Consider the following 16,864-nt stretch of genomic DNA (forward strand, 5'->3'; position numbering starts at 1 on the left):
GACCCCAAAGGACTCGGGCAGGCACGATGGGTCACCCGGTGGAAGCCGGCCCTGAACGCGTTCGCGGTCACCTTCGAGGCGCGCATGCCGGCGCCGGAGAACCTCTAACCATGAAAACGCCAGTTACACCGTTCGCCTGACAGACCCCCCTGCGCCGCCAGGGTGGGTTGAGCGCTCACTCGAGTGTGGTTGGGCGCTCACTCGAGTTTGGTTKGGCGGCCATTGGGGTGGGGTTGCGCGCTCAGTCGAGTGAGCGCTCGGCACCATGCGGACCGGGTGTGGCGGACGGTACCCGGCGCGACGGCATACGGCCTCGGGTCTCGCGAGGGACCGTGTGGGAGAGTGGCGCACGAACCGCTGCGACGTCGCGTGAGGAAGGTGAGCATGGCCCGTCTCGTCCCTCCGGGTGCGCGGGAGCTGCCCGCCCTGACCCGGCTGCGTCTCGAGGTGCGCGCCTTCCTCGCCGAGCAGGTCGCGGCCGGCGCGTTCGTGCCCCACGTCGACACGTGGCTCACCCGCTGGGACCGTGACTTCACCCGCGAGCTCGGCCGGCGCGGCTGGCTCGGCATGGTCATCCCGCAGCAGTACGGCGGGCAGGGCCGCACCTTTCTCGAGCGCTTCGTCGTCACCGAGGAGCTGCTCGTCGTCGGGGCTCCCGTCGCGGCGCACTGGATCGCCGAGCGGCAGATCGGACCGTCGCTGCTGCGCTACGGCACGGAGGAGCAGAAGCAGGCGTTCCTGCCCGGGATCAGCCGCGGAGAGGTCGTCTTCGGCATCGGGATGAGCGAGCCGGACTCGGGCTCCGACCTCGCCAGCGTCCGCACCCGCGCCGAGCGGGTCGACGGCGGCTGGCGGCTCACCGGCACCAAGGTGTGGACCTCCGGCGCCCACGAGGCCGACGCCTTCTTCGCGCTCGCCCGGTCGGCGCCGCTCGACCCCGCCCACCGCCACGCGGGGCTGAGCCAGTTCATCGTCGACCTCCGGGCGCCGGGTGTCTCGATCCGCCCGATCATCTCGATGGGCGGCGACCACCACTTCAACGAGGTGCACCTAGACGGCGTCCTCATCGCCGACGACCGCGTGCTCGGCGAGGTGGGGGAGGGCTGGTCGCAGGTGACGTCCGAGCTCGCCCACGAGCGCAGCGGGCCCGAGCGCGTCCTGTCCACCTTCCAGCTCCTCGCCGCGGCCGCGCAGGCCATGGACGACGGCCGTCTGCCCACCGACCCGGGCCTCGGGCGCCATGTCGCCCGGGTCGCCGCCCTCCACCACATGTCGTTCGCCGTCTCGACGGCGCTCGAGAACGCCGAGGACGCCGACACCGCTGCCGCCGTCGTCAAGGTGCTCGGCACGACGGGCGAGGGCGACATCGCCGACTACGTCGACACGTTGACCGCCACCGGGTGGGCCCTCGACGAGGAGCTCGACACCCTCCTGCACGCCGCGATCCTCCAGCGTCCCGGCTTCACGCTGCGTGGCGGCACCAACGAGATCCTCCGTGGAGTCATTGCCCGTGGCCTGGGGATGCGCTGATGGCCGACCCCCGCGACCTCGCCGCGCCCACGACGCCGGACCCCGACCTCGTCGCGGTCCTCACCGACCTCTTCGCCGACTACCGCGCCACCCGCGCCACGCCCACCGCCGTCGTCGACCTCGACCGCGGCCTGTGGCAGCGCCTCGAGGACCTCGGACTGACGCGGCTGACCGGCTCGGAGTCCGCCGGCGGCAGCGGGGGAGGCTGGGTCGACGCCGCAGCGCTGCTCGGGCTCGCCGCCGCGGCGGCCGCGCCCGTGCCGCTCGCAGAGCACGACGTGCTCGGAGGCTGGCTGCTCGAGGCGGCCGGGCTGCCCAACGACGGAGGCCTCCGGACCGTATGCCGTCCCGACCCGTCCGGGGTCGCCCTCAACGTCACGTGGGCGCGCGACGCGAGCAGCGTCGTGGCCCTCTGGGAGGACCGCGACCAGTGGCGGGTCGCCGACGTGCCGATCGACCGCGTCGGCGTGGAGGAGCGCCGCAACCTCGCCGGGGAGCCCAGCGACACCGTCGAGTTCGACCTCGACGACCTCGAGGCGGGCATCGTCGTCGACCACGCGATCGGCGAGCAGTTCCACCTGCGTGGGGCGCTGGCCCGCTCGGCCCAGGTCGTCGGCGCCATGGAACGCGTCGTCGACGTCGTCCTCGCGCACGTGCGCGAGCGCGAGCAGTTCGGGCGGCCGATCGGGCGCTTCCAGGCGGTGCAGCACCTCGTGTCCGACATCGCCTGCGAGACGGCCCTGGCCCGTGCCGCCACCGACGCCGCCGTCGCCCGGGCCGCCGCGTCCGACTGGACCGACCCCGGGATGCTCTTCGCGGTCGGGGTCGCCAAGTCGTGCGTCGGGCACGCCGCCTCGGTCGTCGTCCGCGGGTCGCACCAGGCGCTCGGGGCCATCGGCACGACCCTCGAGCACGAGCTGCACACCCTGACGCGCCCGATCCTCGCCCGGCGCAGCGAGTACGGCTCCCTCCAGGACTGGGACGAGACCCTCACGGCGCTCGCCTCGTCCGCTGGTCACGACCGACTCTGGACCCTCATCACGACCGGCCGTGCCAAGACGCAGCACGCCCCTTGAACGGACCCTGAACGACCCTGAACGACCCTGAACCACCCGGGACCCCTTCCTCTGGACCCCTCTGGACCCATCTGGACCCCCTGAACCACCGAGCTCGCTGGTAGCCAAGGAGATTCGCCGCATGACCGAGATCCGCTACGACGTGACCGACGGCGTCGCGCTCATCACCCTCGACGCGCCCGAGCGCCGCAACGCCCTCTCCGTCGAGATGTCGCGCGAGCTCATCGACGCCGCCCGCACAGCCGAGGCCGACGACGAGGTCGGTGCCGTCGTCGTCACGGGCGGAGCCCACTTCTGCGCGGGAGCGGTCCGCAGCGTCCTCGCCGACACGGGCCGTGACCCTGTCGAGGACGAGGCCTACCGCAACCTCGAGACCGTCTACGCCGCGTTCACGACGATCGGCGGGCTCGCGGTCCCGACCGTCGCGGCCGTGCGCGGGGCGGCAGTGGGGGCCGGCCTCAACCTCGCCCTTGCCACCGACCTGCGCATCGTCTCGCGCACGGCCCGGCTGCTCCCCGGCTTCGCCCAGATCGGCATCCACCCCGGCGGCGGCCACTTCACGCTCATCAACCGGGTCGCCGGGCGCGAGGCGGCCGCGGCCCTCGGGCTCTTCGGTGACGAGGTCGACGGCGAGCGCGCCGTCGCGCTGGGACTCGCCTGGGCGGCCTACGACGACGGCGACGTGCAGGACGCGGCGATCGCGGTCGCCGGCCGCGTCGCCCGGGACCCCGCTCTCGCCCGACGGATGGTCGCGAGCTTCCGCCGGGAGACGGTGCCCGGGGGCATGCCGTGGGACGTCGCCGTCGAGCTCGAGCGCTCGCCGCAGATGTGGTCGCTGCGCCGCAAGCACGGGGGGTGAGGCACGGCTCACCACGAACCCGGCATTTCGGATCCTCGGGGGTCGTGGTGCAAGGATGGGGAAGTTGGCCGTCCCCCACCGCGAAGGAGCACCTGTGCTGGCGTCCTACCGACCTCTCTTCGAGGTGCCGGGGGCACGCGTCTTCATCACCGGCGGGCTGATCGCCCGCTCGGCAGGCTCGATGTTCGCCGTGTCCGTGGTCGCGATGGTCTCGGCACGCACCGGCTCCTACGCGCTCGCCGGGGCCGTGGTGGCGGTCGGGATGGTCTCCCTGGCGCTCTTCGCCCCCTTCCTCGGGCGGCTCGTCGACCGCTACGGCCAGCGCCGCATCGCCATCCCCTTCTTCCTCTGGTCGGGGTTCTGGGCCGTCATGACCCTCCTCGTCTCGATGCGGGGGCTGCCCTCGTGGCTGCTCTTCATCACGTTCCCGCTGTGCGGCGCGATTCCCAACCTCGGCACGATGGCCCGCGCGCGGTGGTCGCACATCTTCGCCGACGACCCACGCAACCTCCACGCGGCGATGTCGTTCGAGCAGGTCATGGAGGAGGTCACCTTCGTCATCGGACCGGTCCTCGCGATCTGGCTGTCGACGACGCTCTTCCCCGAGGCGGGCTTCGCGTTCGCCACCATCGCCTACACCGTGGGCGTGCTGATCTTCATCTCGGCACGGTCCACGGAGCCGCCGGTCGTGCCGCACCACGAGCGACCCACCGAGCACGCCTACACGGTGCCGGGCCTCATCCCGCTCGCCTTCATCATGGTGATGACGGGGGCGATCTTCGGCGTCAACGAGGTCGTGACGCTCGCCGTGTCGCAGGAGCTGGGCGCCCCGAGCGCCGCCGGCGCCATCCTCGCGTTGTATGCCGTGGGGTCGGCCTCCGCGGGCCTCGTCTTCGGGCACGTCTCGCACGGCCGCAGCCTCGTCAAGCTCCTCATCGCCGGGACGTTCGGGATGGCGGTCCTCGAGATCCCGGTGCTCTTTGCCGGCAACCTCTGGGTCCTCGCCGGTCTCATGCTCGTCGCGGGCATGGCCACCGCTCCGACCCTCATCACGACGATGAACCTCATCGAGCGGATCGTCCCCAGGGCCCAGCTCAACGAGGGCATGACGATCGTGCTCACGGGACTCATCATCGGCATCGCGGCGGGCTCGGCCGTGTCGGGCATCGTCGTCGACCACGTCGGACCGCAGCACGGCTACTGGGTCGCGATCATCGCGGGCGCCTTCGCCTTCGTCATGGCCCTGGGCACGCGCGCGTTCCTCACCCGCCGCGAGCTGCACAACCTCCGCTGACCCGAGCCCACGGCATACGCCCCCGACTGAACCGTCGAAAGGCCACGTTTCGCGGGTCCCACCACGTCGAAAGGCCACTTCTCCGACGAGAAGTGGCCTTTCGACTGCTCCGAGGCCACAGATCGTGGCCTCTCGACGGTGGGGCGGGGTGTGCCCGGAGGGTCAGTGGCCGGCGGGGGCCACCACGACGTCCTCGTCCTTCGCCGGTGCGGCCTGACCGGGCTTGGGGCCCAGGTCGATGTTCGGCAGGAAGAGCGTCGCGATGAACGCGAGGACGAGCACCCCGCCGGCGACGAGGAAGACGACCGACATGGCGTCGGAGAAGCCGACGAGGAACGGCTTGGCGAGCGTCGGGTCGAGCTGGTTGATGAACGAGCTGTCCGACAGGGCCGCGCCACCGACGCCCGCACCCGAGCCACCGGACTGCTGGGAGGCCTGGAGCTGCTCGATGAAGGCCTTGTTGGCGGCCGGGTCGCCACCCGTCGGGTTGCGCAGGGCCGCCTGGAACTCCGGGGTCGGGGCGATCGTCGCGAACGCCTCGGAGATCTTCGTGCCGGCCTGCGAGAAGAGGATCGACAGGAAGACCGCGGTACCGAGCGTGCCGCCGATCTGGCGGGTGAAGGTCGCGGACGACGTGGCGACGCCCATGTCGCGGCGGTCGACGGCGTTCTGCACGGCGAGGGTCAGCGGCTGGAAGTTGAAGCCGAGGCCGATACCGAAGAAGAACATCACGATCATCGTCTTCCAGAGCGGGGTGTCCGCGCCGACGAAGTGGAAGGCGAAGAGCGACAGGACGAGGATCGCCGCGCCCATGATCGGGAAGTGGCGGTAGCGCCCGGTCCGGGAGATGAGCTGACCGGAGACGATCGAGCCGGCCATGATCCCGAGGGTCATCGGGAGCAGCTGGAGGCCGGCCTGGGTCGGCGAGGAGCCCTTGACGATCTGCAGGTAGAGCGGGATCGCGGCGAGGCCGCCGAACATGCCCATGCCGATGAAGACGGAGGCGACCGACGACGACGCGACGGTGCGGTTCGTGAAGAGGCGCAGCGGGATGAGCGCCTCCTCACCCATGGACCGCTCGAAGAGGAAGAAGGCGACGAGACCGGCGAGGCCGATGGCGTAGCAGGTGATGGAGGTCGGTGAACCCCAGCCCCACGCACGTCCCTGCTCGGCCACGATGAGCAGCGGCACGAGGGCGACCGAGAGGCTGAGGGCGCCCCAGTAGTCGATGCGGTGGTCGAGACGCGTGTGCTTCAGGTGCAGCGTGCGCGTCACGACGATGAGCGCGGCGACGGCGATCGGCACGTTGACGAGGAAGACCCAGCGCCAGCCGGTGACGCCGAGGATCGTCTCCTGGCCGGCGAAGAAGCCGCCGATGACCGGGCCGAGCACGCTGGAGGTGCCGAAGACGGCGAGGAAGTAGCCCTGGTACTTCGCGCGCTCACGCGGCGGCACGATGTCGCCGATGATGGCGAGGGCGAGCGAGAAGAGGCCGCCGGCGCCGATGCCCTGGACGGCTCGGAAGGCCGCGAGCGACGGGATCGACCACGACAGCGTGCAGAGCATCGAGCCGATCGTGAAGATCGTGATCGCGAAGATGAAGAGCTTCTTGCGCCCGTAGATGTCGCCGAGCTTGCCGTAGAGCGGCGTCGTGATCGTCGCGGTGATGAGGTATGCCGTCGTGACCCACGCCTGGCCGGCGAGGTCGTTGAGGTCGTCGGCGATGACGCGCATGGCGCTCGCGACGATGGTCTGGTCGAGCGCGGCGAGGAACATCCCCATCATGAGCCCGACGAGGATGGTCAGGATCTCCTTGTGGGAGAGCACCGGTCGCGCGTCGGGGCCTGCACCGGCTGGTGCGTCCGCGGTCGCGTCGACGCGAGGCGGCTCGGCGGTGGTGTCGGACATGTCAGTCCTCTTTCTGCTTCTGGGCTCTGGTGGAGTCGAAGGGCATGGGGGGCGGCGCTGCACCCCGGGCCCGGAGGTTGCTGTCGAGCGCGTCGCCGAGCTCGCGGAGCCGGTCGACGAACTCCTCGGTGGCAGGGCCGTCCCACTCGGAGAGCAGCCCCTGGAACCACCTGGCGCGGCTCGACTGGATGCGCTGGAGGGCTGCGCTGCCGTGCTCGGTGAGCGAGACGACCCACGCCCGCCCGTCGCTGGGGTCGGCGCTCTTCTCGAGCAGTCCGCTCGCCACGAGTGCGCTGACCTGGCGGCTCACGGTGGAGACGTCGTTGTGCAGCGTCGTCGCGAGCTCGGAGATGCGGACGGTGCCCTGGCCTGCGACGACGAAGAGCACGGGGTATGCCGTGACGTCCACGCCGTCCTCGAGCCGAGGGGCGGTGTGCTTGGCCGCGACGAGCAGCTTCTGGACGCGCAGGAGCCCGAGGAAGACGTCGTTCGCCTCGTCCCTGCTCACGGCCATCACATGCCCCCTGGGTCAACTACTTGCTTGCAGCATGCAAGTATTTGCCCGAACCATCTCGGCTGTCAACTCACGTGTCGAAGGTTTGTCCAGCCATCGGATCGTCTCGCCACGTGTGGCGCTCATGTGGTTGTCTGTGGTCTCGCGCCATCGGGGAGGTGCGAGGATGACTCACGTGCCCGAACCGTCCAGCAGTGTGCGGAGCAGTCGGGCCAGATGTGCAGGGAGTGCCATGACGAGCGACGTTCCCGTCGATCCGACGATCAACGACGCCTTCCGACAGATGTCGGCCCTGATCTATGCCGGCGCCGACGCCGGCTCGATCCACCAGTCGCTCGTCGACTCCGCGCTACGCCTCGTCGAGGGCTGTGACCGGGCTTCGCTCCTCGTGCGCACGCGCGACCGCTACGTCACGGCGGCGAGCACCGACGACATCGCCCGACGCATCGACCAGATCGAGCTCGAGGTCGGGGAGGGTCCGTGTGTCGACGCCATCGTCTCCGAGGCCTACCAGCATGACGCCGACCTCACCGACGCGAAGACCCCGTGGCCGCGCTTCACCGAGCGCATCGTCGCCGAGACGCCGGTCCGGTCGGCCATCGGCTACCGGCTCCTGCTGGAGGGCGACAAGGTCGGTGCCCTCAATCTCTTCTCGGACACCCCCGGCGGGCTCACCTCGAAGTCGGCCGACGTCGGCGCGGTCATCGCCTCGTTCGCCTCGGTCGCGCTCATGGCGATCCGGGCGCGCGAGGAGGCGGCGACCCTCCGACAGGGGCTGACGAGCAACCGCGAGATCGGCAAGGCCGTCGGTCTGCTCATGGCGGCGCACCACGTCAGCGGCCAGGAGGCGTTCGAGTTGCTGCGCAGCACCTCGCAGGAGCTCAACATGAAGCTGGCCCAGGTGGCTTCGCAGGTCATCCAGGGGCAGGAGTCGCAGTTCGGTCACGCCGGGCCGGCCGGCGGTGCCACGGCGGACTCGACGGTCTGACCCGACACGGCGCCCGACGCCCGACGTGCCCGACGTGGGCGCGCACGCGGGCACGACCCTGCGCTGGAAGACACGTGGTCCCGACGCGCCTGACGGGCGKCGGGACCACGGTCGGAGCGGCGGGGGATCAGGCCGAGGCCATGCCCTCCGCGGACAGCTGGCGGCGCAGCTCGTCGAGCGTGCGCCGGAGCAGGCGGCTCACCTGCATCGCGCTGAGCCCCATGGACTCCGCGATCTCGGCCTGCGTCATGTCGCCGCCGAACCGGAGCTCGACGAGCTTCTGGTCCCGGGCGGGGAGCCGCCCGAGAGCGGTGCGCACGACGATGCCCTCGTCGAGGGCCGGGTCGGACCCCGAGTCGCCGCGGGCGTCGAGCAGGTCGAGGACCGGACGGCCACCGTCCGCGGTCGTCGCGTCGAGGGAGGCGGGGCGCAGGTTGGTCGCCGCGACCTGGGCCTCCTTGACGGCATCGAGCGTGATGTCGAGCTCGTGGGCGAGCTCGCCGGCGTCCGGGTCGTGGCCGAGCCGCTGCTCGAGCCGTGACCTCGTGTCGGTGACGAGCTGGCGTCGCTCCTGCAGCTCGCGCGGCGGGCGGACGAGCCAGCCGTGGTCACGGAAGTGGCGGCGCAGCTCACCGGTGATGGTAGGCGTGGCGTAGGCGCCGAACTCGGTCGGCTTGGACAGGTCGAACCGCTGGAGCGCCTTGAGCAGTGCGAGGAACGCGACCTGCTCGAGGTCCTCTCGGTCGAGGCCCTTGCCCGAGTAGCGGTGGGCGAGAGAGCGGGCGAGCGGCATGTGCAGCACGGTCACGGTCTCGAGGGCGGTGGCGCGCTCGGATGACGAGTCCGAGGTGCGCAGGGTATTGATGAGCTCTCTGGTTCGCGCATCCTTGCGCGGACCCACGGATGGGTCGGTCATTTCAACTCCGATGGATCGGATCCCCGATGCGGCGCTGGCTTGACCGACTACTAGTGACGCTAGGCCGTTGCCCCTATATACACAAGGTGGACTTCGGCCCCGTCCAGGGGTCCCGAGGTGTATACGCGGGCGCGAGCAGCGACGGCCCCGGCGGTGTTCCCGGTGCGTGGGACCAGCCGGCCCAGGGGCCTCAGTGCGTGACGACGACGAGCGCCTCGAGGACGCGCCGGGCGATGTCCTCGTCACCGGTGACGGTGTAGTGGATCTCGTCGACGCCGCGGCGCCCGGCGGCCCGACGCGTCAGGGCGTCGGTCGTGAGGTGGATCGACGTGACGTCGAGCTGCTCCTCACCCTCGGGCCGGTCGTTACCGCTGAAAAGTGCTTCCCCGTAAGGGCGCCCGTCGTCACCGGTGATGATGCGCACCCCACCGCGCGCGACGACGGGACCGCTCACGTCGAGCACCACGGCGTGGCCGGCGCCGATGCCGGCGACCCTCGAGGCGATGCGCGGGAGGGCGGCGAGGATGTCGGCGGTGAAGACCGCGGCACTCGCGGAGTCGAGGTTGCCGGGCCGGTCGAGGGCGGCGCGGAGGTCCTGCTCGTGCACCCAGGCGTCGACGATCCGACGGTGCAGGTGGTCGCCGAAGGTCGTCTCGGGCCCGAAGAAACCGCCGATCACGGTGTCGATGTCGGCGTCCGACGCGCGCAGGTCGGCGACACGCTGCGGGTGGAACTCGGCCAGCTCGGCCACGACCTCGCGTCCCGAGAGGCCGCGCCGCGCCTCGACGTCGACCTCGACGAAGCGGGCGAAGTCGCTGTGGACGTGCGGGTAGTCGGGAACCTCGACCTGGGGCCGGGGCATGCCGGCGAAGGACTTCTCGGCCCCGACGACGTGGGCGATCTGGTCCTTGACGGTCCAGCCGGGGCACTCGGTCTGGATCTCGAAGTCCTCGTCTCGGCAGGAGTGCCCGAGGTCGATGATCGACTGCACGGAGTGGTCGAACGCGTCGATCAGTCCGTTGCGGTCGTCTGGGGCGGCCGGGTGCATGGGCATGTCATCAGACTACTTACCCTTGAGGCATGCCAACCCTGCAGCGAGACGGTCTCGCCGGCCCGCGGACAGGCCCCACCTCCCCGGTCCCCGGGCTCGTCCCGCTCGTCCTCGCCGCCGTCGTCGCGGTCGGTCTGCTGGCGAGCGTGGTCGCCGCGCGCTACACCGGCGCGGCCGCCCCGTTGCCCGGCGGCTTGACCGACGCGGGTCCGGTCGTCCGCTGGGCCCTTCCGCTCGTCCGGGTCGTCCACGACGTCGCCGCCTCGCTCACCATCGGCTCGCTGCTCCTCGCCGCCACGATGATCCCCGGCCGCACGCGCGCCGAGAGCGCCGCGCTCGACGAGCCGCGCCGCGCCGCCGCCCTCCGGGTCGCGACCGCCGCGGCGTTCGTCTGGGCGCTCGCGGGGGCCGTCGGCGTCGTCTTCACGTTCGCCGATGCCGCGGGTATGCCGCTGAGTGACCCTCTCTTCGGACGCAACCTCACCGGGTCGGTGTGGTCGATCGAACCGCTCCGGGTCGGGCTCATCAGCGCGGTCGCCGCGTTCGTCGTCGCCTCGGTCGCCGCCGTGGCCCGCTCTCGTGCGGTCGCGCTCGCACTCACCGTCGTCTCGGGGTTCGGCCTGCTCGTCCTCGGCCTCGCCGGCCACGCGGGCGGGTCGGCCGACCACGAGACCGCCGTCAACGCGATCGCCGCCCACCTGCTCAGTGCCGCCGTCTGGGTCGGCGGACTCCTCGCACTGATCGTGCTCCGGCGTCCCCTGGGTGACGCGCTCGGCGTCGTCGCCCGCCGCTACTCCGCCGTCGCCCTCTGCTGCTACGTCACCCTCGGCGTCTCCGGCGTCATGTCGGCGACGACGCGGCTCGGCTCGTGGTCCGACCTCGCGACGCCCTACGGCGTCCTCGTCCTCGTCAAGGTCCTGGCCTTCGCGGTCCTCGGGGTCGCGGGCGTCTGGCACCGGCGCGTCACGCTCGACCGCATCGACGAGACCGGCACCTCGGGTGCCGGCGCCGCCGGCACCGGCGTCGCTGAGGGTGCCCGGAGGCTGCGGAGCCGGCTCTTCGTGCGCCTCGCCGTCGCCGAGACCCTCGTCATGGCGCTCGCGTTCGGCGTCGCGACCGCGCTCGCGCGGAGCGAGCCCCCGGTGCCGGAGACGGTGGCCGACCCGAGCGCCGCGCTCTCGCTGACCGGCTACCCCGCGCCGCCCGCCCCCACGGCGATGTCGTGGCTCACGGCCTGGCGGGTCGAGTGGCTCTTCCTCGCCACCGGCCTGCTGGCGGTCGGGCTCTACCTGGCCGGTGTCGTGCGCCTGCGCCGTCGTGGCGACGCCTGGCCGGTGATGCGCGCCGTCAGCTGGGTCGTGGGCTGGCTGCTCTTCGTCTACGCCACCAACGGCGTGCTCGGCATCTACGGGCGGGTCGCCTTCTCGTGGCACATGACGCTGCACATGATCGAGGCGATGGTCGTCCCGATCTTCCTCGTGCTCGGTGCGCCCGTGACGCTCGCGCTGCGCACCCTCCGGTCACGCCGCGACGGCACGCTCGGCCCGCGCGAGATGCTTCTCGCGCTCATCCACTCGCGGTTCCTCGCCGTCGTCGGCAACCCGGTCTTCGCGGCGGTCTTCTTCTTCATGAGCCTCGTCGTCTTCTACTGGACCGGTCTGTTCCAGCTGGCCCTGCAGACGCACACGGGGCACCTGCTCATGACTGCGCACTTCGTCCTGACGGGCTACCTCTTCGCGTGGGTGCTCGTCGGGGTCGACCCGGGCCCCAAGCGCTGGAGCCCGGCGCTGCGCCTCGTCGTGCTCTTCGCGACGATCTCCTTCCACGCCTTCTTCGGTGTCGCGATGATCAGCGGCACGACGCTCCTCGGCGGCGACTTCTTCCCGACGGTCGCCATCCCGTGGGTCACCGACCCGCTCGCGGACCAGCGCTACGGCGGGGGTGTGGCGTGGGCCATCGGCGAGCTGCCGAGCCTCGTGCTCGCGCTCACCGTCGCCCTGCAGTGGTTCCGCACCGACAGCGCGGAGTCGGTGCGGCAGGACCGCCGGGCCGACCGTGACGGCGACGCCGAGCTCACGGCATACAACGAGCGGCTGGCCGCGCTCGCCCGCCGCGACGAGGGCTCGCGGCGCTGACCGGGCGGTCAGAGCGTCACTACTACGCGATGTAGTATTGGCCTCGAGGAGGCGACATGCCGCAGCGACCGTCCGACCCGAGGTGCCCGATCAGGCTGGGTGAGCCGTGCACCCTCTGCTTCCCGGGGGCGAGCGGACCGCAGGACTGTGGCCTCGTCTACCTCGTCCGGAGCGACCCGGAGCTCCGCGAGGAGCTCGCGGCACGACGCCGCGAGCGCCACGCGGCGCGGCTCAGCGCACCGGCTGCCGCAGCTCCCGTGACCCACGCGTCGGCGTCGTCCATCGGCGTCTCGAGGTAGACCTCCCGACAGGGGCCGTATGCCGTGAGCCCCGTCGCGTCGACCTGCGTCGCGAGTGCGAGTCTCGCCTCGATGGCCTGAAGGCGACCGCGGTCGGCGGCCTCGGGTCCCGGGGGTGCCCGCGTGACGGAACCGCGGGCCCGGCACCGGCTCGACCGTGTGAGAGTTGGACCATGAAGGTTGCGCTCATCCAGCTGGCCTATGGTGACGACGAGTCGGTCGCCGACCGCACCGCCCGCGTCGTCGATCTCGTGCGGGCCCAGGCCGGTCACGACCTCGTCGTCCTCCCCGAGCTGTGGTCTGCCGGCGGCTTCGACTACACCGCGTGGGACGAGCGGGCCGAGGCCGTCGACGGGCCCGTCGCGCAGGCGCTCGCCGCCGCCGCCCGCGACGCCCGGGTCACGCTGCACGGCGGCTCGATCGTCGAGCGGGCCGAGCCCGCCCAGCCCGGTGGCCGAGGGCTCTGGAACACCAGCCTCGTCTTCTCGCCCCATGGCGAAGTCGTCGCGACGTACCGCAAGATCCACCGCTTCGGCTTCGGCGAGGGTGAGCCGAGCCTCATGGACGCGGGTGAGGACCTCGTCGTCGTCGACGTGCCGGTCGCGGACGGCGGCACGGTGCCGGTCGGGCTCTCGACGTGCTACGACCTGCGCTTCCCCGAGCTCTACCGTCGCCTTCTCGAGCACGGTGCCGAGGTCTTCGTCATCCCCGCGGCCTGGCCGCGCAAGCGGGTCGCGCACTGGACCCTGCTCGGCCAGGCGCGAGCCGTCGAGGACCAGTGCGTCGTGCTCCAGTGCAACACCGCCGGCACGCACGCCCGCCACGAGATGGGTGGCCACTCGCAGGTCGTCGACGCGACCGGGAAGGTTCTGGCCGCCGCCGGCCTTGACGAGGAGGTGCTGAGCATCGACATCGACACCGCGGCGACGCCGGAGTGGCGCCGCACCTTCCCCGTGCTGGCCGACCGGAGGCTCTCGTGACGCCGGGTGCCGGGGTCGAGACCGCCTCGCTGCGCTCCCGCGTCAAGGTCCGGGCCCCCGAGCTCGTCGGCCGGGGCTGGCTCAACACCGGCGGACGGTCGCTGTCGCTCGCCGACCTGCGCGGTCGCGTCGTCGTCCTCGACTTCTGGACCTTCTGCTGCGTCAACTGCCTCCACGTGCTCGACGAGCTGCGGCCCGTCGAGGCGCAGTTCCCCGATGCGCTGACCATCATCGGCGTCCACTCGCCGAAGTTCGAGCACGAGGCCGAGGCCGACGCGCTGGGTGCCGCCGTCGAGCGGTATGCCGTCCACCACCCCGTGCTCGACGACCCCGAGCTCGTGACGTGGAAGGCGTATGCCGCCCGCGCCTGGCCCACGCTCGTCGTGCTGGACCCGGAGGGCTACGTCGTCGCGTCGATGTCGGGGGAGGGCCACGGCCCGGGTCTCGCCTCCCTCGTCACGGGGCTCGTCGAGGAGCACCGGGCCAAGGGCACCCTCCAGCCGGGCGACGATCCCTACGTCCCGCCGCCCGCCCCCGACACCGCCCTTCGCTTCCCCGGCAAGGCGGTCGCCCTGCCGGACGGGTCGTTCGTCGTCAGTGACACGGCCGACCACGAGGTCGTGCACCTCGAGGACGACCTCGAGACCGAGCGGGCCCGGTGGGGAGGCGAGGGCGTGCTCAACGAGCCGCAAGGCGTCGTCCTCGCGACCCCCGACGTGGCCGAGCGGCTCGGCATCGACCTGCTCGTCGCCGACTCGGTCAACCACCAGGTCAAGGGAATCCGCTTCTCCGACGGATCGGTCCACGTCGTCGCCGGCACGGGGTCGCAGCTCCGCGAGCGCACCGGGGGCGGTCCCGCCCTCGAGCAGCCGCTGTCGACGCCGTGGGACCTCGCGTGGCTCGGCGACCGGCTCCTCGTCGCGATGGCTGGCACGCACCAGCTGTGGGCGTGGACGCCGGGCAACACCTTCGAGGACGGGAGTGTCGAGGTCGTGGGCGGCACGTCCAACGAGGGCCTCGTCGACGGACCGGCACCCGAGGCGTGGTTCGCGCAGCCCTCCGGGCTCTCCGCCTCCGCGTCCGGCGACCGCGTCTGGGTCGCCGACTCCGAGACCTCCGCCCTGCGGTCGGTGACGACCACGCCCGAGGGCGACCTCGTCGTCGAGACCCACGTCGGCACAGGCCTGTTCGACTTCGGTCACCGTGACGGCGACGCCGCCGACGCGCTGCTCCAGCACCCGCTCGGTGTCACCGAGCTGCCCGACGGCTCGGTCGCCGTCAGCGACACCTACAACGGTGCCGTCCGACGCTTCGACCCCGTGACGGGCCAGGTGTCGACCCTGGCCCAGGGACTGGCCGAGCCGAGCGACGCCGTCGTCGAGCACGACCCCGAGACCGGCGAGGTGCGCCTCGTCGTCGTCGAGTCCGCTGCCCACCGCCTCACCCGCGTGAGCCTGCCCGAGGCCGCCCAGCGCGTCGATGGCCCCGCCCACCGCACCCAGCGGCCGCCGACTCCGCTGCCCGCCGGTGAGGTCGCGCTCGAGGTGACCTTCGTGCCGCCGACCGGGCAGAAGCTCGACCTGCGCTGGGGCGACCCGACACGCCTCGACGTGTCCGCGACGCCCGACGCGCTCCTCGTCTCCGGGGCCGGGCGGGCCGAGGGCCTGACCCGGACGCTCGTCCTCCGTGACGGCATCGGGTCAGGCACGCTGCACATCTCCGTGCAGGCTGCCGCCTGCGACGGCGACCCCGAGACGGGCGAGGTGCCCGAGCACGCCGCGTGCCACCTCTTCCAGCAGGACTGGGGGATCCCGGTCACCCTCGACCCGACCGCCGATGCCACACTGACTCTCGACCTTCGCGGGGTCCGGGCCGGAAGCTAGCCGGTTCGACCCGTCCGGCAGGTCGGGACGAGACCAGTGGACGACAAGGCGGCACACGTGGCACGACAGGCATCTGGTGGCAGCGGACGCTCCGTCCTCTCGGCGGTGTGCGGGCTGCTGGCCATCGTCCTGCTGCCCGTGTCGCTCGTCGGCTTCTGGGCATCGGTCATGCTGACGCGCACCGATGTCTTCGTGGAGGAGCTGCGGCCGGTCGTCACGAAACCGCTGGTCCAGGAGGCCCTCACCGACGGCGTCGTCGAGGGCGTCCTCGGTGCGGTCCAGCTCCAGCCGGCGATCGAGAAGGCGCTCGAGGCGCCGATCCGGACCCAGGCTGCCGCCCTCGTCGCGAGCCCCCAGGTCACGACGGCCTGGGCCACCGGCATCCGGGCGCTGCACACCCAGTTCATCGCCGTCATGGAGGGCCGGGCCGACACGAAGCTCGACGACCAGGGGCGCGTCTCGGTGCGCCTGACGATCCCCGTCCCCGCCCTGACGTCGACGCTCGAGCAGGCCGGGGTCCCCGACGCCGGGTCGATCGCGCCGGTGGTGACGATCCCCCTCGTCAAGGCCGCCGACCTGCAGAAGGCCCAGACGGCATACCGCATCGCCGACGCGTGGGGCCCGTGGGGACCGCTCGTCGTGGGCGCCCTGGCGCTGCTGTCGATCGCGCTCGCGCGGCGCTGGCGCACGGCGACCACGCTCGTCGCCATCGGCTGGATCGCCACGGCCCTCGCGCTCGCCCTCGCCGTCATGGTCTCGCGCGAGCCGCTCATGCGCCGCGTCGACCCGGAGGTGGCGCGCACCATCGCCGACGCCGCCTACGGTCTCGCGGCGCGCACCCTCTACTACGAGATCGCGATCGCCGTGGGTGTCGGGGTCGTCATGCTCGTCGTCTCGGCCGTGTCCCTCGCGTTCGGGCGGCGGCGCTCCGGCTGACCGCGGCCCGTCGATGCCGGGATCGTGATGGTTTGCCGACCGGCGGGTATGTGGCACGCAGGTACGCGTCCAGGGCGTACCCCAGCCAAGGAGACCTCCATGGGTATCGGACTCGGGATCTTCCTGCTCGTCGTCGGCGCGATCTTCAGCTTCACGAACATCGACTCCAGCGTCCTCAACCTGAGCAGCAGCACGGGCAACACGATCGGGATCATCCTCATGGTGGCCGGCGCGCTCGCGATCATCCTCGCGCTCGTCCTCAACGCCCAGCGCGCGCGCACCCAGCACACGGTCGTCACGGAGCGCCGCGGCGCTCCCGACGTCGTCGAGCGCCGGGTCGACGGCGACGAGGTCGTCGAGCACCGCGTCGAGCACCGCGACGGCACCATCTAGAACCGTCGAGGGCCACGAACCCGGCCCTCGACCGTCGAAAGGCCACGAACCGGAGCCCGGTTGGTGGCCTTTCGACGGTGGGTGAGTCGGGGACGGGGGGCT

The 16,864-nt window shown here is 71.9% G+C and carries 15 protein-coding genes; 11 read left to right on the forward strand and 4 right to left on the reverse strand.

Translation table 11 applies throughout. The annotated features are described in order from the left end of the window. Window positions 1-384: 384 nt before the first annotated feature. The 4 genes from AB4Y83_RS15960 to AB4Y83_RS15975 all read left to right on the forward strand — a co-directional run bounded on the left by AB4Y83_RS15960 (window position 385) and on the right by AB4Y83_RS15975 (window position 4,759). On the forward strand, window positions 385-1,530 hold the full coding sequence (locus AB4Y83_RS15960) for an acyl-CoA dehydrogenase family protein (protein WP_442297467.1): 1,146 nt from the start codon (window positions 385-387) through the stop codon (window positions 1,528-1,530). Next, complete coding sequence (locus AB4Y83_RS15965) at window positions 1,530-2,606, forward strand: acyl-CoA dehydrogenase family protein (RefSeq protein WP_056774358.1); 1,077 nt, start codon at window positions 1,530-1,532, stop codon at window positions 2,604-2,606. Before AB4Y83_RS15960 ends, AB4Y83_RS15965 begins: the two co-directional genes overlap by 1 nt. A gap of 121 nt (window positions 2,607-2,727) precedes the next feature. Next, window positions 2,728-3,465, forward strand: coding sequence for an enoyl-CoA hydratase-related protein (locus tag AB4Y83_RS15970; RefSeq protein WP_442297468.1), 738 nt, complete (start codon window positions 2,728-2,730; stop codon window positions 3,463-3,465). 94 nt (window positions 3,466-3,559) lie between these two features. Beyond that, window positions 3,560-4,759 carry an MFS transporter gene (locus AB4Y83_RS15975; RefSeq protein ID WP_442297469.1) on the forward strand — a complete coding sequence of 400 codons (1,200 nt, stop codon included), beginning with the start codon at window positions 3,560-3,562 and terminating at the stop codon, window positions 4,757-4,759. Between the two features lie 162 nt (window positions 4,760-4,921). On the opposite strand, the gene AB4Y83_RS15980 is transcribed toward AB4Y83_RS15975, so the two are convergent. Continuing rightward, complete coding sequence (locus AB4Y83_RS15980) at window positions 4,922-6,667, reverse strand: MDR family MFS transporter (protein WP_442297470.1); 1,746 nt, start codon at window positions 6,665-6,667, stop codon at window positions 4,922-4,924. 1 nt (window position 6,668) lies between these two features. Then, complete coding sequence (locus AB4Y83_RS15985; RefSeq protein WP_442297471.1) at window positions 6,669-7,181, reverse strand: MarR family winged helix-turn-helix transcriptional regulator; 513 nt, start codon at window positions 7,179-7,181, stop codon at window positions 6,669-6,671. 232 nt (window positions 7,182-7,413) lie between these two features. On the opposite strand from AB4Y83_RS15985, the gene AB4Y83_RS15990 reads away from it, so the two are divergent. Continuing rightward, complete coding sequence (locus AB4Y83_RS15990; RefSeq protein WP_442297472.1) at window positions 7,414-8,169, forward strand: ANTAR domain-containing protein; 756 nt, start codon at window positions 7,414-7,416, stop codon at window positions 8,167-8,169. Window positions 8,170-8,296: 127 nt separating this feature from the next. Here the strand turns inward: AB4Y83_RS15990 and AB4Y83_RS15995 are convergent, their stop codons facing one another. Both AB4Y83_RS15995 and AB4Y83_RS16000 read right to left on the reverse strand, forming a co-directional pair. Then, window positions 8,297-9,085 carry a sigma-70 family RNA polymerase sigma factor gene (locus AB4Y83_RS15995; protein WP_442297473.1) on the reverse strand — a complete coding sequence of 263 codons (789 nt, stop codon included), beginning with the start codon at window positions 9,083-9,085 and terminating at the stop codon, window positions 8,297-8,299. A gap of 190 nt (window positions 9,086-9,275) precedes the next feature. Then, window positions 9,276-10,139 carry a maleylpyruvate isomerase family mycothiol-dependent enzyme gene (locus tag AB4Y83_RS16000; protein ID WP_235508686.1) on the reverse strand — a complete coding sequence of 288 codons (864 nt, stop codon included), beginning with the start codon at window positions 10,137-10,139 and terminating at the stop codon, window positions 9,276-9,278. A 26-nt stretch (window positions 10,140-10,165) separates the two neighbouring features. Here AB4Y83_RS16000 and AB4Y83_RS16005 point away from each other — a divergent pair, with 26 nt between their 5' ends. From AB4Y83_RS16005 to AB4Y83_RS16030, 6 genes are all read left to right on the forward strand, one after another. After that, window positions 10,166-12,271 carry a cytochrome c oxidase assembly protein gene (locus AB4Y83_RS16005; RefSeq protein ID WP_442297474.1) on the forward strand — a complete coding sequence of 702 codons (2,106 nt, stop codon included), beginning with the start codon at window positions 10,166-10,168 and terminating at the stop codon, window positions 12,269-12,271. A gap of 56 nt (window positions 12,272-12,327) precedes the next feature. After that, the gene (locus AB4Y83_RS16010; protein WP_442297475.1) at window positions 12,328-12,570 is read left to right on the forward strand and encodes a DUF6767 domain-containing protein; all 243 of its coding nucleotides are present in this window, start codon (window positions 12,328-12,330) and stop codon (window positions 12,568-12,570) included. A 173-nt stretch (window positions 12,571-12,743) separates the two neighbouring features. Continuing rightward, window positions 12,744-13,550: a carbon-nitrogen family hydrolase gene (locus tag AB4Y83_RS16015; RefSeq protein ID WP_442297476.1), complete on the forward strand. Its 807-nt coding sequence runs from the start codon at window positions 12,744-12,746 to the stop codon at window positions 13,548-13,550. Beyond that, the gene (locus AB4Y83_RS16020; protein WP_442297477.1) at window positions 13,547-15,433 is read left to right on the forward strand and encodes an NHL domain-containing thioredoxin family protein; all 1,887 of its coding nucleotides are present in this window, start codon (window positions 13,547-13,549) and stop codon (window positions 15,431-15,433) included. Before AB4Y83_RS16015 ends, AB4Y83_RS16020 begins: the two co-directional genes overlap by 4 nt. A 57-nt stretch (window positions 15,434-15,490) precedes the next feature. Then, the gene (locus AB4Y83_RS16025) at window positions 15,491-16,369 is read left to right on the forward strand and encodes a hypothetical protein (protein WP_442297478.1); all 879 of its coding nucleotides are present in this window, start codon (window positions 15,491-15,493) and stop codon (window positions 16,367-16,369) included. A 99-nt stretch (window positions 16,370-16,468) separates the two neighbouring features. Continuing rightward, window positions 16,469-16,762, forward strand: coding sequence for a DUF6458 family protein (locus AB4Y83_RS16030; protein WP_442297479.1), 294 nt, complete (start codon window positions 16,469-16,471; stop codon window positions 16,760-16,762). Window positions 16,763-16,864: the final 102 nt, after the last annotated feature.

The sequence above is a fragment of the Terrabacter sp. RAF57 genome, from assembly GCF_052113925.1.
Taxonomy (GTDB): domain Bacteria; phylum Actinomycetota; class Actinomycetes; order Actinomycetales; family Dermatophilaceae; genus Terrabacter.

Bases quoted from the DNA above. Each gene is read 5' to 3' on its own strand.
- AB4Y83_RS15970 (WP_442297468.1), top strand. From the start codon at position 2,728: ATGACCGAGATCCGCTACGACGTGACCGACGGCGTCGCGCTCATCACC.
- AB4Y83_RS16015 (WP_442297476.1), top strand. From the start codon at position 12,744: ATGAAGGTTGCGCTCATCCAGCTGGCCTATGGTGACGACGAGTCGGTC.
- AB4Y83_RS16010 (WP_442297475.1), top strand. From the start codon at position 12,328: ATGCCGCAGCGACCGTCCGACCCGAGGTGCCCGATCAGGCTGGGTGAG.
- AB4Y83_RS15965 (WP_056774358.1), top strand. From the start codon at position 1,530: ATGGCCGACCCCCGCGACCTCGCCGCGCCCACGACGCCGGACCCCGAC.
- AB4Y83_RS16005 (WP_442297474.1), top strand. From the start codon at position 10,166: ATGCCAACCCTGCAGCGAGACGGTCTCGCCGGCCCGCGGACAGGCCCC.
- AB4Y83_RS15995 (WP_442297473.1), bottom strand. From the start codon at position 9,085: ATGACCGACCCATCCGTGGGTCCGCGCAAGGATGCGCGAACCAGAGAG.
- AB4Y83_RS15960 (WP_442297467.1), top strand. From the start codon at position 385: ATGGCCCGTCTCGTCCCTCCGGGTGCGCGGGAGCTGCCCGCCCTGACC.
- AB4Y83_RS15990 (WP_442297472.1), top strand. From the start codon at position 7,414: ATGACGAGCGACGTTCCCGTCGATCCGACGATCAACGACGCCTTCCGA.
- AB4Y83_RS15985 (WP_442297471.1), bottom strand. From the start codon at position 7,181: ATGGCCGTGAGCAGGGACGAGGCGAACGACGTCTTCCTCGGGCTCCTG.
- AB4Y83_RS16000 (WP_235508686.1), bottom strand. From the start codon at position 10,139: ATGCCCATGCACCCGGCCGCCCCAGACGACCGCAACGGACTGATCGAC.
- AB4Y83_RS16030 (WP_442297479.1), top strand. From the start codon at position 16,469: ATGGGTATCGGACTCGGGATCTTCCTGCTCGTCGTCGGCGCGATCTTC.
- AB4Y83_RS15980 (WP_442297470.1), bottom strand. From the start codon at position 6,667: ATGTCCGACACCACCGCCGAGCCGCCTCGCGTCGACGCGACCGCGGAC.